The organism is Stutzerimonas sp. FeSN7, from assembly GCF_030263795.1.
GTDB classification, from domain to species: domain Bacteria; phylum Pseudomonadota; class Gammaproteobacteria; order Pseudomonadales; family Pseudomonadaceae; genus Stutzerimonas; species Stutzerimonas stutzeri.
Genome location: NZ_JARPMN010000001.1, coordinates 2,528,084 through 2,542,815 on the forward strand (window position 1 = coordinate 2,528,084; position 14,732 = coordinate 2,542,815).

Sequence of the window (14,732 nt, forward strand, 5' to 3'; positions counted from 1 at the left end):
TAGTCGGCTCGAAGCGCTTGAAGAACAAAGGGCGCCCTGGCGAGCGCCCTCGGGATCAGACCTGGAAACGTGCCACGAGATTGTTCAGGTCGATCGCCAGGCGTGCCAGCTCCTGACTGGCTGCACTGGTCTGGTTCGCACCCGCTGAAGATTGCAGCGACAGATCGCGAATGTTGACCAGATTGCGATCAACCTCACGGGCGACCTGAGCCTGCTCCTCCGACGCACTGGCGATCACCAGGTTGCGCTCGCTGATCTGGCTGATCGCGCTGGCGATGCCATCGAGCGCCTCACCGGCTGCCCGCGCCAGCTCCAGCGTGGTCCTGGCGCGCTCATTGCTCGCCTGCATGGCATGCACCGCCTTGTCGGTGCCCTGATGTACATCGCCGATCATCTGTTCGATTTCTGCGGTCGACTGCTGTGTGCGGTGCGCGAGCGCCCTCACCTCATCGGCAACCACGGCGAACCCCCGTCCAGCATCACCGGCGCGCGCCGCTTCGATAGCGGCGTTGAGGGCCAGCAGATTGGTCTGCTCCGCGATGGAGCGAATCACGTCCAGCACCTTGCTGATATCGCGTACCTGGCCTGCCAACCGCTCCACCTCGGCGGCCGTCTGGGTTACGTCGCCCGCCAGCAGGTCGATCGACTCGACCGTGCGGATGACCTGCTGGCGGCCATGCTGCGCCGTCTCGTCGGACTCGCGCGAGGCTTCGGACGTCGCGACGGCATTGCGCGCCACCTCATCCACCGCGGTGGTCATTTCGTTGACTGCGGTGGCGGCCTGCTCGATCTCGTGGTTTTGCTGATGCAAGCCACGGGTAGAGTCTTCGGTCACGACGTTGAGTTCTTCCGCCGCCGAGGCCAACTGATTGGATGAGTGGGAAATACCCTGGATGGTATCGCGAAGACTTTGCTGCATGGCCTGAAGCGCGGCGAGCAGGCGCGCGGGTTCATCATTCCCCACGATCTTGATGCCACGAGTGAGGTCACCACCGGCAATGACTTCCGCCACGCTCACCGCCTCCGCCAGTGGTTGCACGATGCTGCGGGTCAACAACATCGCCAGCACGACGGTGGCAACGAGCGCCAGAATGATCGCAACGACTACGCCCTGGAAGGCATTTTCCGCCACGTCGAGGGCATGAGCGCTAGCAGCATTGGCGGCCTTGCGGTTGAGATCGATCAGGTCGGCGACCGCCTGGGAAGTTTTGAGCGCGTGTTCATTGAGCTCGCCTCGGGTGAGGCTGATCGCCTCATCCACGCGGCCCTCCAAGGTTAGCTCTACCATCTTGCGCTGAAAGCCCTCGTAGCGCGCCAGCGATTGATCGAACGCCGCAAGCAAAGCCTTCCCCTCCACGCTGGTGATCAGCCGATCCAGCTCCTGGCGCTCTTCGGCCAGCGTCTTGCGCACCGCATCGAGCCCAGCCGCCCCTGCGTTCCGCTCACCCGGTTCAACGATCAGCAATCGCAACGTTCCTGCACGAATCATCAGAAACCGCTGATTGATCTGACCGAGCAACTGAATGGTCGGCAGGAGTTGCTGGTCAACGTGTTCAGCTTCGTCTTCCATTACTGTTATTCGGGACAACGCAAACGCACCCAACAGAAAGACAAACAGTGCGACGACGCCAAATCCCAAGCCTGCCCTCGTGGCAATTCTCATTTGTCTGAACATGACGCGACCCTCGTGATTACGGTAGATAAACCGTATATCGGATCGATTGACGCATCACTTGACGCCCAGCAATGAAATATGTTTATCGAATGATAACCGATCTCAACCGAAACCAGCGGGGAGCGCGTGGCATGCTGCATCATCGAAAGGCAAAACGGCTCACCTGAATCCTGCCGCCGATGGACCGCCCCGAGGGTTCTAATCGACTAACGGTCCGACTGCGATTAGCCACTACTGCTCGCGTACCGTGAAGCGTTGCTCGGCCAGCTTGCGATCGCCCTGGAACACCATCATCCGCCACTCGCCAGGCACTACTTCGTGGGGCTCGGTGAATTCGAATGCCATGACATCCTGCTCCACGTCAGGGACCAGCGCCTGGACCACTTCGAACTTGTCGTGCCGTTTGCCGTCGGGCGTCTGCACGCCTGGCGTCAGGTAGAGCAACGTCAACGGCGTATCAGCAGCCTGCTTGCCCACCAGGCGATAACGCAGGCCGAATTTGCTGCCGAGTTTCGCGGGAATGTCGGTGGTCTGGCGGATCGACTGATCGCGTCGTGTCAGAACGCGCTCCCCGGGCTGGAAATCCTCTTTCGTTGTTTCGAACAGACCATATTCCACTGGTCCCACCACCTGCACGTCGGCTTGCGCAAGCGGCGCACTTATTCCCAGCACGGCCACGGCCAACGCCAAACGGACTAACGACATGTACCTGCTCCTTAATGGATTACGGAGCCGGCAGGTTATGACGCAACGATGACAGCAGCGTGACGATCAGCGCAGTTGCCGCTGCCGCTTGCGTGGCAACAGCGCAAGGAAGTTGTCTCGAGCGACGCCCTGCGCCACCGATTCAGGGAGTGCATCGAGGAACGGCTCGAATGCCTGCATACCCGAGGCCAAGCTGTCGAAACGTCCTACCACGTCCGAACCGATCACGAAGCGATCCGGATATTGCTCGACCAGCGCCACCCATTTGGGGTCCGGATTGCCCTGCTCGTCCAGCAGGTAAGGACGCAGCATCGTCCAGGATAGGTCGATGTAAAGATTGGAATAGTCGCCGAGCAGTCGGCTGACCGTATCGTACAGAAACTCCAGCTTCTCCTGATGCCGATGAAGCTCCATGCTGGTGCCAGCGTGGGCCCAGATGAAGCGGGTATGCGGGTGGTTGCGCAGCGGCTCCTCCAGCTCGGCGAGATACAGCGGATTGCGCTCGCGCTTGGAGGTGATGTTCGAGTGCAGCATCACCGGCAGGTCGAACTCGGCAGCCAGGTGGTAGACCCGGGCCAGCGCCTCGTTGTTGGCGCGCGGCGTGTCGCCTTCGGTCAGGGCCGTTACATCGTCATGGCGGGTGAAGATCTCCCCCAACCCCTGCCAGAGCCCGGGATGCAACTCGAGCATGCGACGGATATGGGCATCGGCGTTCTTGTCGTTGGGATTGAAGCCGGAGAGAAACGGATGAAACCGCTTGCGCTGCTCTTCGTCCAGCTCCTCCAGCGCCGCGGCCACCAGCACATCGGTGGCGCTGTACCAGTACACCGGCGCGTCATCGCCTGCGTAATAGCGTGGACGCTTGGGTTCGTTCTCGTGCCATTTCTTTGCGACCGGAATGCCGCTGATCATCACATGATCGATGCGTCCTGCATCCATTGCCTCGAGCAGCTTCTGCATGCCGTCGGTTTCCTGGAAGAAGTCCACATAGTGCAGGTGTGCATCGCTATACCGGTACTCCCGCTCCTCGGCCGCGGTGAATGGGGCCACCAGGCAGATGGAAAGCGCGCAAAAGATTCTCTGGATGTACAAAGCTCGGTCCTCCTGACAGCCAGCGAGTAGACCGCCGGCACGCATGAGCGTTCAGCTTGCGGGGCCACGAGCCCGCATCCCGCATACCCCCCACCGTATTTGACCAGAATCAACGTGGCCTCCCCGCTGCGCTCCTAATATCCGGTCAGATCGATGCCATTCGCCGCATCGTTGTTCGAATCAGCAAAGGAACTCAGCGCATGGCCATGAAAACCATCAGTGCCCGTGGACAGATGAATGCCGGCATGGCGATCGAAGTCGAGTGCGGCAACCACCGCCTGATCATGGACCAGCCCAGAAACGCGGCCGGTCAGGATCTGGGCCCAACTCCGCTGGAAGCCATCCTGGCTGCGGTAGCAGGATGCTTCGGCACTATTGGCCGCTTTATCGCGCACCAGCAAAAAATCGAACTGCGTGGCATGCGCTTCGAGATCGAGGCCGACTACGATCCGTCGGGCCTGCTGGGGCGCGACCCGAGCATGCGCCCCGGTTTTCAGGAGTTGCGGGTGAAGGTGGACATCGATGCTGATCTCGACCGCGCCGGCAAGCAGGCGTTACTGGAGTTGATCGAAAAACGCTGTCCGGTGGCCGACAACCTCACTCACGGCACTCGACTGGTCAGCATGTTGCTCTGAGAAGGGCTCGTAAACGCAAATGGCCCGTCAGTGACGGGCCGTTTTGTTTACTGCGTCTGCCGATCAGGCCGAGAGCTCGACCAGCAGCTTGTTCAAGCGCTGCACGTAAGCCGCCGGGTCCTTGAGACTGTCACCGGCAGCCAGCGCGGCCTGGTCGAACAGGATGTGTGAAAGATCAGCAAAGCGATCCTCGTCCGGCTCGGCGTCAAGCTTCTCGATCAGCGGATGCTGCGGATTGATCTCGAAGATCGGCTTGGACTCCGGCACCTTCTGCCCGCTCGCCTCCAGAATCTGGCGCATCTGCAGCCCGAGATCCTGCTCGCCGATGGCAAGAATGGCCGGCGAGTCGGTGAGGCGGTGGGATACCCGGACCTCGGCCACCTCTTCGCCCAACGCCCCCTTAAGACGCTCGATCAGCCCTTCCTTGGCCTTGGCGATCTCTTCCTGGGCCTTCTTGTCCTCCTCCGAATCCAGCTTGCCCAGATCCAGATCGCCGCGCGCCACGTCAACGAACTGCTTGCCATCGAACTCGGTGAGATAGCTCATCAGCCACTCATCGATGCGGTCGGTGAGCAGCAGCACTTCGATGCCCTTCTTGCGGAAGACCTCCAGGTGCGGGCTGTTCTTGACCTGTGCATAGCTCTCGCCGGTCAGGTAGTAGATCTTGTCCTGACCTTCCTTCATGCGGCCAAGGTAGTCGGCCAACGACACGGACTGCTCGCCCGATGTGTCGCTGGTAGAGGCGAAACGCAACAGACCGGCGATCTTCTCCTTGTTGGCGAAGTCTTCTGCCGGGCCTTCCTTGAGCACCTGGCCGAACTGCGACCAGAACTTCTTGTAGTCCTCCGGCTTGTCCTTGGCCAGCTTTTCCAGCATGTCCAGCACGCGCTTGGTCAGCGCCGACTTCATCGAGTCGATTACCGGATCCTTTTGCAGGATCTCGCGCGAAACGTTGAGCGACAGGTCATTGGAGTCCACCACACCCTTGATGAAACGCAGGTACAGCGGCAGGAACTCGTCGGCCTGATCCATGATGAACACGCGCTGAACGTAGAGCTTGAGGCCCTTGGGCGCTTCGCGATGGTACAGATCGAACGGCGCGCGCCCCGGCACGTAGAGCAGCGAGGTGTACTCCAGCTTGCCCTCGACCTTGTTGTGGCTCCAGGACAGCGGGTTGTCGAAGTCGTGAGCGACGTGCTTGTAGAACTCCTGATATTCCTCGTCCTTCACTTCGCTGCGCGGACGGGTCCAGAGGGCGCTGGCACGGTTGACGGTTTCCCACTCGACCTCGGCAGGCTTGTCCTTCTCTTCACCGTAGTGCTCCTTCGGCAACTCGATGGGCAGGGCAATGTGGTCGGAGTACTTCTTGACGATATTGCGCAGACGCCAGCCATCGGCGAATTCTTCCTCATCCTTCTTCAGATGCAGGACGATGCGGGTACCGCGCTCGGCCTTTTCGATGGTCGCGACTTCGAATTCGCCCTCGCCCTTCGACGACCAGTGCACGCCTTCGCTGGCCGGGGTACCGGCGCGGCGGCTGTAGACGTCGACCTTGTCGGCGACGATAAACGCCGAATAGAAGCCCACGCCGAACTGGCCGATCAGGTGCGAATCCTTTTTCTGGTCGCCTGAAAGGTTCTTCAGGAAATCCGCGGTGCCGGATTTGGCGATGGTGCCGAGGTGGGCGATCACGTCCTCGCGGCTCATGCCGATGCCGTTGTCTTCGAGGGTTACAGTCTTGGCGTCCTTGTCGAAGGACAGGCGAATCTTCAGATCGGCGCCACCTTCGAGCAGCTCCGGCTTGGCCAGCGCCTCGAAGCGCAGCTTGTCGGCGGCGTCGGAAGCGTTGGAAATCAGTTCGCGAAGGAAGATTTCCTTGTTCGAATACAGCGAATGGATCATCAGGTGAAGCAGCTGCTTCACTTCGGTCTGGAAGCCCAGGGTTTCTTTTTGAGTTTCCACACTCATCGTCTACGAACTCCACGTCATCTATAGGGCACGGACCGCGGCTGCGGCGATGTCTGGCAGATGGGGACGGGACGACGAATTTCAAGGGCGGCCGACGCGACAGGGCGCCGGCCGACCCGCATCAGGGCTCGATCAGCTCCAGCAGGACGATCTCGCCGGGCGCCAGATTGTAGGTCGCCTCGCCAGGCCCGCGAATGATCCGTCGGATGACGAGATTGCCATCGCCGTCCAGCCCGGCGAAGCGCCCTTCGGCAATGCCGCCACGCTCGGTATGGGCACGCATCAGCCGGTGCTGGTAGCGCCCCGGATTGCGCAGCACCTGCTCCATGGAAAAGTACAGGCGCCCATCGACCTTGCGCGGTGCGGCGGGCACAGCGCCGACGGGTTCCACCGTCTTGCTTGCCGGCACGGAGGCTGCCTTCTCCGCCGCCAGAGGCGGATAGTCATCCCCCTTCACATGCCAGCCCTGCTCGTTCTTGCCCAGACGCAGCGTAAACGCCTGCGGCTCCCCCTTCACCTGCGCCTGCGCCTCCAGCTGCAACTCATCGGCGGGCAATGTCAGCGAAGGCAAGGCCTGCAGCACGACATCGCGGCTTGCGTGACGGCGCTGCAGATAGTCTTCGACGACGTAAGCGATGGTGTCGCGCGAGTCGTGACGGCGATCGACCTGACCGTCGCGATAACGCAGACGGTCTGTATACAGCTCGACAACGCCAGTGAGACTGGTGTCGTACTGCGGCGGCAAGACCAGATGGAAATCGCCTTTCAGCCGATTCGGCGCTACCGGCTGCAGCTCAAGATGCAGGGTGTAGCCGCGATCAAGACGTCGCGTCTCGGGCAACTCCTCATCCTGCCCCAACCAGGCGATCTCCACTTCCGGCAGGTCGCCGCTGTCATCCGGCAGGACATCTACACGCACCGCCCCGTCTACGGGCTGGTGCAGACGGATGGTGACTTCCTGGCGAGCAAAAAATCCTTGCCCTGCGCGCAAGCTCAGCACGCCATTGATCAGCTCCCCTTGCTGCGGCACGAACCGGCGGCCGTTCAACTGCCCCCGCATGCCCATCTCCAGCTCGGGCTGCGACTGGGCGGGCAGCCAGCCCAGGCTGAATATGGCAGTCAGCCGCTCGGAATCGCGGCTGGCCAGCAAAGACAGCCCGACCACGAGGGGAATGATTCCGAGACAGGAAAGCACCACGGCCTTGCGTGCCACACGCCAATGGCTGAACGCGAAAGCCAGCGTCATCGGCGGCAGCAAGCTGCCCAGCCCCCACAGCAGGCTGGTCGTGAATGCCTGGCTGATCAGCCAGACGAAACCGGCGAGCATCAGTAACAGGCCGCCGAGTATCAACAGTGCTTCCATTCGAGTTCCTTCACGCAATCGCAGGGGGTAACAGCGCACACCGCAGCGCCGCTACCCGTCGATGCGTCAGGGCTCGTCGATCTTGAAGTGGCAGCGGGCGGTGGCGATGGGTTCGGCCTGATGGGTCTGCCAGGCGGTGATCGCGACATTGGCGACCCTGCGGCCCTGGCGCCAGACCTGGCAGGCAGCGAAGGTGTCACGATAGTGACCGGCACGCAGATAATCTATCGAGAAGTCGATGATTTTGGGCAAATGTGGCGCCCCCATGAACATCAGCAGATGCAGCATTGCCGCATGCTCCATAAAGCCCGCGATGACGCCGCCATGGATGGCCGGCAGCGGGTTGCCGATGTTGTCTTCGTTCTGCGGCAGACGGAACACCATCTCGTCGCCAAGCCGCAGGCATTCGATCCCGATCAGCCGGGCATAGGGAACCAGCTTGATCAGCGAATCGTAATCGTTGTTGGCATGAGCGCTCTGCACCAGCGCGTTGAGATTGAGCTCGCTCATGCTGCACCGCCTTTGCCGAACGGGCCCTGAGCCGCCTTGCCCATGCGCATGAAGGTGCCCACGGCATGCGCGATCGGCTCGTTGATATCTCGCTGATAGGCCACGCCACGGGTGAAGATCACCGTTGGTGTGACGCGGTAGCACTCGGCAAAGCCGAAGATGTCGTGACCGGGCTCGGCGGGATGCATGTAGTCGATGCGCAGATCGAGCGTCGGACACACCTCCAGCTCTGGCAATGCACAGGCCGTGGAGATTCCGCAGGTGGTGTCCATCAGCGTGGTGATGGCGCCGCCGTGGACGCCGCCGGTCTCGGGGTTGCCGACTATCTTTTCGCTGTACGGCAGGCGCAAGGTCAGCCCCCGGCGATCGGCATGCTCAACGCTCAGCCCGAGCACCTGACAGTGCCGCAGAAAAGACAGAAAGCGCTGCGTGCGCTCGAGTATCTGGCTATCGCTCATTCGAACTCTCGGATGTGGGTCGGGCCGCGCATGATACCGTCTCGCCAGCAGCGCGCCCTATTCCTTGGGCGATTCGGTCGGCGAAGTTGGCGTGAATACCATCACCTCGAGCACGTCGGAATGGAACTCCCGGCGATAGAGGATGAGCACCACGCCAGCGGTGACAAGCATGAAGAACCACGGATGGATAAACCAGGCCAGCGTCGCCATGCCGAAATAGTAAGCGCGCAAGCCGAAGTTGAACTGGTTGGCCGCCATGGAGATGACCCGTGCAGCCCGATCGGCGAAAGCTCTGCGCTCCTGATCGCTGACGTTGCGCTCCCCCACCATCGGAGCGGAGGCCACCAGCACGGCGGCGAAGTTGTACTGGCGCATGCACCAGCTGAAGGTGAAGAACGCATAGACGAAAACCACCGCGAGGCACAGCAGCTTGATCTCCGAAAGCCCGCGGCTGACAGGTTGCGCGAACGGCAGATCGGCCAGCAGCGAAACCGCGCGGTCGGACGCGCCCAGCGCAGTCAGGATGCCCGCGAGGATGATCAGCGTGCTGGAGGCGAAAAACGAGGCGTTGCGTTCCAGGTTACCAATGACATTGGCATCGGCGATGCGGTTCTCCCGCAACAGCAGGCGCTGCATCCAGTCTTGCCGATAAAGATGCATGACACTCGCCAGGCAGGCGGTATCGCGCCCCCGCCAATCCGCATAGCGTGTATAGCCGACCCAGCAGAGGATGAACCACAGGACGGCGATCAGATGCGGCACGTGTGTATCGGATAACGTCATGGCGGGTCCTCGGAAAGGTCGTCAGATTATAGCCAGCCGCTTCCGAGGTCAGCGCCGCATCGTCGAGCGATGCGGCGCCTTGCCTGAGCTTACGCGCGGTGCTGCACCCGCTCGGCACGGCCGAGCAGTCGATCGGTGACGACCGCCAGTACCAACATCACCAGAACCGGAACCAACCAGCCCATGCTCTGATCCGCCAGCGGCAGCTGCGTGAACAGCGCCGGCACCCAGCTGCCGAGACCGGCCGCGGCGAGGCCATCGACAACGCCGAAAACCAACGTCACCGCCATCACGGGCACGAAGACACGCGACGACGACAGCCAGAAGCGATCCAGCAGGCTCAGCGCTACCAGCACGATGGCCAGCGGGTACAGACCGACCAGTACCGGCACCGACACGCTGATCAGTTGCGTCAGCCCCTGGTTCGCCACCAGCAGGCTGAACAGCGCGAACACGATCACCACACTGCGATAGGAGACCGGCAGCAGCGCGCTGAAGAACTCGCCACAGGCGGTGGTCAGCCCCACGGCGGTGGTCAGGCACGCAAGGGTGATGACCACAGCCAGCAGCAGGCTGCCCGGCGTCCCGAAGGTGTGCTGCACATAGGTGGTCAGGATCTGCACGCCGTTCTCCGCTCCGCCGGCGATGCCCTGACTGGTGGCACCGAGATAGAACAGGGCCAGGTAGACCAGCGACAGGCCGATGGCGGCGATCACGCCGGCAATCATCGAGTAACGGGTCACCAGCGCCGGCTCGGTTACACCGCGATCACGAATGGCCGTGGCGATCACGATACCGAACACCAGAGCACCCAGCGTATCCATGGTCAGGTATCCCTCGAGGAAGCCCTTGATCAACGGCGCGCCACGATAGCTCTCGTTGACCGCTCCCACCTCGCCCGCCGGAGCGAAGATCGCAGCGCCACCGAGCACCAGCAAGGCCGCCAACAGCACCGGCGTGATGAACTTGCCGATGCGGTTGACCAACTGCCCCGGATTCAGCACCAGAAACAGCATGGCCGCGAAGAACACCAGCGTGTAGATGAACAGCGGCATGCCCGAGTTGCCACTGAACGGCGCGATACCCATCTCGAACGAAACGACTGCGGTGCGCGGTGTGGCGAACAGCGGACCGATCGCCAGGTACACCGCGACAGCCAGCACCGTACCGGCGAATTTGCCCAGAGGTGCGGTGAGTCGATCCATCCCGCCGCCAACGCGCGCCAGCGCAACCACGGTCAGCAGCGGTAAACCGACGCCCGTGAGGAGGAAGCCCAGCGCCGCGCGCCAGATGAACTCGCCCGCCGCCATGCCGGCGCTGGGCGGGAAGATGATATTGCCCGCACCGAGAAACAGCGCAAACGTCATGAAGCCGAGGGCAAGCAGGTCAAAACCTTTCAAACGATTCATGCAGGGAAAACTACCAGAGAGATAACGGCACAAATGGCGCGACGCCCGCGCAGCCAAAGCGGCGGTTCAGCGATCACACAGGCCTGATGATGGGATACGGGTTTCCTTCAGGGATAAGGGGAAACGTCACTCAGCCGGTTGGGCCGAACCTTCGATGCACGCCATCGCTCTTGTGGAGCGAAACACGTATGAATGAGTGGCAATGATGCCACGATGCAGCGCGAATGCCGATCAGAACGTCGATATTCGCTGCGGAAGCCGGCGGCCAGAAGGTCGCAGCCGACCCATGAGAGCGCCCAAGGTGCGCCGCGCAAGCGGCCTGGGTAAGCCCAACGAAAAAGGCCCGGCTTTCGCCGGGCCTTTTTTCATCAAGCCTTCATTTGCCAGCCTGTGACTTCCGCCAGCGCCTTGCCGATATCGGCAAGCGAGCGCACGGTCTTAACGCCTGCGTCCTGCAGCGCGGCGAACTTCTCCTCCGCCGTGCCCTTGCCGCCGGAGATGATCGCACCGGCATGGCCCATACGCTTGCCGGCCGGAGCCGTAACGCCCGCGATATAGGAAACTACCGGCTTGGTCACGTTGGCCTTGATGAAGGCCGCCGCTTCTTCCTCGGCCGAACCGCCGATCTCGCCGATCATCACGATAGCCTCGGTCTGCGGATCGTCCTGGAACAGCTTGAGGATATCGATGAAGGTCGAGCCCGGAATCGGATCGCCACCAATGCCGACGCAGGTCGACTGGCCGAAACCGGCGTCGGTGGTCTGCTTCACGGCTTCGTAGGTCAGCGTGCCGGAGCGCGAGACGATACCGACCTTGCCGGGCATATGGATGTGCCCCGGCTGGATGCCAATCTTGCACTCACCGGGCGTGATCACGCCGGGGCAGTTCGGCCCGATCAGGCGCACACCGAGCTCGTCGCACTTGATCTTCACCTCCAGCATGTCCAGCGTCGGAATGCCCTCGGTGATGCAGACGATCAGCTTGATGCCACCAAAGGCCGCTTCGAGGATGGAGTCCTTGCAGAACGGTGCCGGTACGTAGATGACCGACGCATCGGCGCCCGTCGCCTCGACCGCTTCGCGCACGGTGTTGAACACCGGCAGCCCGAGGTGCATCGTGCCACCCTTGCCGGGCGTTACACCACCGACCATCTTGGTACCGTAGGCAATTGCCTGCTCGGAATGGAAGGTGCCCTGCGAGCCGGTGAAGCCCTGACAGATGACCTTGGTGTCCTTGTTGATCAGTACGCTCATTACTTGCCCTCCGCGGCTTTGACAACCTGAATGGCCGCATCGGTCAGGCTGTTCGCACCGATGATGTTCAGACCGCTCTCACTCAGCATCTTGGCGCCCAGGTCGGCGTTGTTGCCTTCCAGCCGCACCACCACCGGCACCTTGACCCCCACTTCACGTACGGCACCGATGATGCCCTCGGCGATCATGTCGCAACGCACGATGCCACCGAAGATGTTCACCAGAACCGCAGCGACGTTGCTGTCGGAGAGAATGATCTTGAACGCTTCGGTCACGCGCTCCTCGGTGGCGCCACCGCCCACGTCGAGGAAGTTCGCCGGCGCGCCGCCGTGCAGGTTGACGATGTCCATGGTGCCCATGGCCAGACCGGCACCGTTGACCATGCAACCGATGTTGCCGTCGAGCGCCACGTAATTCAGCTCCCACTTGGCAGCATGCGCCTCGCGCGGATCGTCCTGTGACGGGTCGGCCATGTCGCGCAGCTTCGGCTGGCGATAGATGGCGTTGCTATCGATGTTGATCTTGGCGTCCAGGCAGTGCAGATTGCCGTCGGTCTTGATCACCAGCGGGTTCACTTCCAGCAGGGCCAGGTCATAGTCCCGGAACAGCTGGGCGAGGCCGACGAAGATGTGTACGAACTGCTTGACCTGGTCACCCTTGAGGCCCAACTGGAACGCCAGTTCGCGCGCCTGGAAGGGCTGCGCGCCTACCAGCGGATCGATGGTGGCCTTGAGGATTTTCTCGGGCGTGTCGTGAGCGACTTTTTCGATGTCCACGCCACCTTCGGTGGACGCCATGAAGACGATCCGGCGACTGGCGCGATCGACCACGGCGCCCAGGTAGAGCTCCTTGTCGATATCGGTGCACGCCTCGACCAGAATCTTGCTGACCGGCTGACCATTGGCATCGGTCTGGTAGGTCACCAGACGCTTGTCGAGCCACTGCTGGGCGAACGCCCGGGCCTCATCCTTGCTGCGAACCAGCTTTACGCCACCCGCCTTGCCACGTCCACCGGCATGCACCTGGGCCTTGACCACCCATTGTGTGCCGCCGATCTTGTCGCAGGCTTCCGCTGCTTCCTTCGGGCTATCTACCGCATAGCCTTTGGACACGGGCAGACCGTATTCAGCGAACAGTTGTTTACCTTGGTACTCGTGAAGATTCATGCTTTCTACCGTCTGTTTTGGTATTGGCGCATTTACGGCACGACGAACCGCCGTGCCTCCCTCACAAGTCGCTGAAAACTATCTGCGAATTCACGATACCTCTCAGCGACCTGCAATCCTTTCGAACCTGCAGTTTGCAAAAGGCCCGGTGTATCGCTGGATACGTCGGGCCCCGGGTACAGCACTAAACCGATTAGCGCTTCTTGCGATTGGCGATGTGGATGGCGTGGCCATTCACTGCCAGGGCCGCTTCATGCAGCGCTTCGGACATGGTCGGATGCGAGAACACCATCATGCCCAAGTCTTCGGCACTGGTGCCGAACTCCATGCCGATGGCGCCCTGCTGAACCAGCTCAGCGGCGCTTGGGCCCATTACATGCACGCCCAACACGCGGTCGGTCTTGGCATCGGCGATGACCTTAACCAGGCCGGCGGTGTCGTTGGCAGCCATGGCACGGCCACTGGCCGCGAACGGGAAGGTGCCGACGTTGACTTCAACGCCTTCGGCCTTGAGCGCCTGCTCGGACTTGCCGACCCATGCGATTTCCGGGTGAGTGTAGATGACCGACGGAATCAGGTCATAGTTCATCTGGGTCTTGTGGCCAGCGATGCGCTCGGCAACCATCACGCCCTCTTCCGACGCTTTGTGCGCCAGCATGGCGCCGCGAACCACGTCACCGATGGCGTATACGCCCGGAACGCTGGTGGCGCAATAATCGTCGACGAAGATGAAACCACGCTCGTCCATATCGACGCCGGCATCGGCCGCCAGAAGATCGGTGGTGACCGGACGACGGCCGACCGCAACGATCAGCTTGTCGAAGGTCATCTGCTGCTCGCCTTCAGCACTGGTGAAGTTGACAGTCACCTGATCGCCCTTCACTTCCGAGCCAGTCAGGCGCGCGCCCAGCAGAATCTTCAGACCCTGCTTGGACAGGACCTTGAACGCTTCCTTGGAGATCTGCTCGTCGGCGGCCGGCAGGAACTTGTCCATGGCCTCGATGACGGTGACCTCAGCGCCCAGACGGGCCCAGACCGAACCCAGCTCCAGACCGATCACACCGGCGCCGATGACGCCCAGCTTGCCCGGCACGCTCTGGAAATCCAGTGCGCCGGTGGAGTCGACGATGACCTTCTGATCAACCGGCGCCGGCGGGATGTTCACCGGGGTGGAACCCGAAGCCAGGATGACGTTCTCGGCAGCGAGAGTCTGTACGTTGCCGTCCAGGCCGGTAACTTCGACCTGCTTGCCGGCCAGCAGCTTGCCGTGGCCTTCGAAGACGGTCACGCCGTTGGCTTTCAGCAGGGCCGATACACCACCGGTGAGGTTCTTAACAATCTGGTCCTTGCGCGCGACCATGGTCGGAACGTCCATGGCCACTTCGCCAGTGCTGATGCCGTGCACCTTGAAGCTCTCGTGGGCTTCATGGAACTTGTAGGAGCTGTCCAGCAGAGCCTTGGAAGGAATGCAGCCTACGTTCAGGCAGGTACCGCCCAGAGCGGTCTTGCCATCCTTGCCCTGGTACTTTTCGATACACGCGGTCTTCAGACCCAGCTGGGCTGCGCGAATAGCGGCAACATAGCCGCCGGGGCCGGCACCGATGACGACGACGTCGAATTTCTGGCTCATTACGAATCCTCTTCAAAAGCAGCTAAAAGCCAAAGGCTGCAGGCAGCAAGACCGGCTTTCACCTGACCTGCCAACTGCAGCCCGG

At 61.7% G+C, this 14,732-nt stretch carries 13 protein-coding genes; 1 reads left to right on the forward strand and 12 read right to left on the reverse strand.

Features of this window, described 5'->3' with window-relative positions; all coding sequences use genetic code 11:
- Window positions 1-55: 55 nt before the first annotated feature.
- The 3 genes from P5703_RS11855 to P5703_RS11865 all read right to left on the reverse strand — a co-directional run bounded on the left by P5703_RS11855 (window position 56) and on the right by P5703_RS11865 (window position 3,472).
- Complete coding sequence (locus P5703_RS11855) at window positions 56-1,663, reverse strand: methyl-accepting chemotaxis protein (protein WP_045632224.1); 1,608 nt, start codon at window positions 1,661-1,663, stop codon at window positions 56-58.
- Window positions 1,664-1,906: 243 nt separating this feature from the next.
- Window positions 1,907-2,380 carry a DUF3859 domain-containing protein gene (locus P5703_RS11860; protein ID WP_045632223.1) on the reverse strand — a complete coding sequence of 158 codons (474 nt, stop codon included), beginning with the start codon at window positions 2,378-2,380 and terminating at the stop codon, window positions 1,907-1,909.
- Window positions 2,381-2,446: 66 nt separating this feature from the next.
- On the reverse strand, window positions 2,447-3,472 hold the full coding sequence (locus P5703_RS11865) for an amidohydrolase family protein (RefSeq protein WP_045632222.1): 1,026 nt from the start codon (window positions 3,470-3,472) through the stop codon (window positions 2,447-2,449).
- A gap of 200 nt (window positions 3,473-3,672) precedes the next feature.
- Here P5703_RS11865 and P5703_RS11870 point away from each other — a divergent pair, with 200 nt between their 5' ends.
- Window positions 3,673-4,107 carry an OsmC family protein gene (locus P5703_RS11870; RefSeq protein WP_019407611.1) on the forward strand — a complete coding sequence of 145 codons (435 nt, stop codon included), beginning with the start codon at window positions 3,673-3,675 and terminating at the stop codon, window positions 4,105-4,107.
- A 63-nt stretch (window positions 4,108-4,170) separates the two neighbouring features.
- On the opposite strand, the gene htpG is transcribed toward P5703_RS11870, so the two are convergent.
- The 9 genes from htpG to lpdA all read right to left on the reverse strand — a co-directional run bounded on the left by htpG (window position 4,171) and on the right by lpdA (window position 14,647).
- Entirely contained in the window at window positions 4,171-6,075 is a 1,905-nt protein-coding gene (gene htpG / locus P5703_RS11875) for a molecular chaperone HtpG (RefSeq protein WP_011913029.1), read from the reverse strand.
- Window positions 6,076-6,196: 121 nt separating this feature from the next.
- Window positions 6,197-7,438, reverse strand: a complete 1,242-nt coding sequence (locus P5703_RS11880; protein ID WP_285587042.1) for an MFS transporter — start codon at window positions 7,436-7,438, stop codon at window positions 6,197-6,199.
- A 66-nt stretch (window positions 7,439-7,504) separates the two neighbouring features.
- Complete coding sequence (locus tag P5703_RS11885; protein WP_011913027.1) at window positions 7,505-7,948, reverse strand: PaaI family thioesterase; 444 nt, start codon at window positions 7,946-7,948, stop codon at window positions 7,505-7,507.
- The gene (locus P5703_RS11890; RefSeq protein WP_011913026.1) at window positions 7,945-8,406 is read right to left on the reverse strand and encodes a PaaI family thioesterase; all 462 of its coding nucleotides are present in this window, start codon (window positions 8,404-8,406) and stop codon (window positions 7,945-7,947) included. The genes P5703_RS11885 and P5703_RS11890 overlap by 4 nt, the downstream gene beginning before the upstream one ends.
- A 57-nt stretch (window positions 8,407-8,463) precedes the next feature.
- Window positions 8,464-9,189: a DUF599 domain-containing protein gene (locus P5703_RS11895; RefSeq protein ID WP_013982601.1), complete on the reverse strand. Its 726-nt coding sequence runs from the start codon at window positions 9,187-9,189 to the stop codon at window positions 8,464-8,466.
- A gap of 89 nt (window positions 9,190-9,278) precedes the next feature.
- Complete coding sequence (gene brnQ / locus P5703_RS11900) at window positions 9,279-10,598, reverse strand: branched-chain amino acid transport system II carrier protein (RefSeq protein ID WP_014596526.1); 1,320 nt, start codon at window positions 10,596-10,598, stop codon at window positions 9,279-9,281.
- A gap of 368 nt (window positions 10,599-10,966) precedes the next feature.
- On the reverse strand, window positions 10,967-11,851 hold the full coding sequence (sucD, locus tag P5703_RS11905) for a succinate--CoA ligase subunit alpha (RefSeq protein WP_011913023.1): 885 nt from the start codon (window positions 11,849-11,851) through the stop codon (window positions 10,967-10,969).
- Entirely contained in the window at window positions 11,851-13,017 is a 1,167-nt protein-coding gene (gene sucC, locus P5703_RS11910) for an ADP-forming succinate--CoA ligase subunit beta (RefSeq protein ID WP_017245264.1), read from the reverse strand. The genes sucD and sucC overlap by 1 nt, the downstream gene beginning before the upstream one ends.
- 193 nt (window positions 13,018-13,210) lie before the next feature.
- The gene (gene lpdA, locus P5703_RS11915) at window positions 13,211-14,647 is read right to left on the reverse strand and encodes a dihydrolipoyl dehydrogenase (protein ID WP_011913021.1); all 1,437 of its coding nucleotides are present in this window, start codon (window positions 14,645-14,647) and stop codon (window positions 13,211-13,213) included.
- Between the last annotated feature and the right edge of the window lie 85 nt (window positions 14,648-14,732).

What these genes read in the sequence shown, in the direction of transcription:
- P5703_RS11855 (WP_045632224.1), bottom strand. Translation starts at nt 1,663, where the DNA reads ATGAGAATTGCCACGAGGGCAGGCTTGGGATTTGGCGTCGTCGCACTG.
- sucC (WP_017245264.1), bottom strand. Translation starts at nt 13,017, where the DNA reads ATGAATCTTCACGAGTACCAAGGTAAACAACTGTTCGCTGAATACGGT.
- P5703_RS11885 (WP_011913027.1), bottom strand. Translation starts at nt 7,948, where the DNA reads ATGAGCGAGCTCAATCTCAACGCGCTGGTGCAGAGCGCTCATGCCAAC.
- htpG (WP_011913029.1), bottom strand. Translation starts at nt 6,075, where the DNA reads ATGAGTGTGGAAACTCAAAAAGAAACCCTGGGCTTCCAGACCGAAGTG.
- sucD (WP_011913023.1), bottom strand. Translation starts at nt 11,851, where the DNA reads ATGAGCGTACTGATCAACAAGGACACCAAGGTCATCTGTCAGGGCTTC.
- P5703_RS11870 (WP_019407611.1), top strand. Translation starts at nt 3,673, where the DNA reads ATGGCCATGAAAACCATCAGTGCCCGTGGACAGATGAATGCCGGCATG.
- P5703_RS11880 (WP_285587042.1), bottom strand. Translation starts at nt 7,438, where the DNA reads ATGGAAGCACTGTTGATACTCGGCGGCCTGTTACTGATGCTCGCCGGT.
- P5703_RS11895 (WP_013982601.1), bottom strand. Translation starts at nt 9,189, where the DNA reads ATGACGTTATCCGATACACACGTGCCGCATCTGATCGCCGTCCTGTGG.
- brnQ (WP_014596526.1), bottom strand. Translation starts at nt 10,598, where the DNA reads ATGAATCGTTTGAAAGGTTTTGACCTGCTTGCCCTCGGCTTCATGACG.
- P5703_RS11860 (WP_045632223.1), bottom strand. Translation starts at nt 2,380, where the DNA reads ATGTCGTTAGTCCGTTTGGCGTTGGCCGTGGCCGTGCTGGGAATAAGT.
- P5703_RS11890 (WP_011913026.1), bottom strand. Translation starts at nt 8,406, where the DNA reads ATGAGCGATAGCCAGATACTCGAGCGCACGCAGCGCTTTCTGTCTTTT.
- lpdA (WP_011913021.1), bottom strand. Translation starts at nt 14,647, where the DNA reads ATGAGCCAGAAATTCGACGTCGTCGTCATCGGTGCCGGCCCCGGCGGC.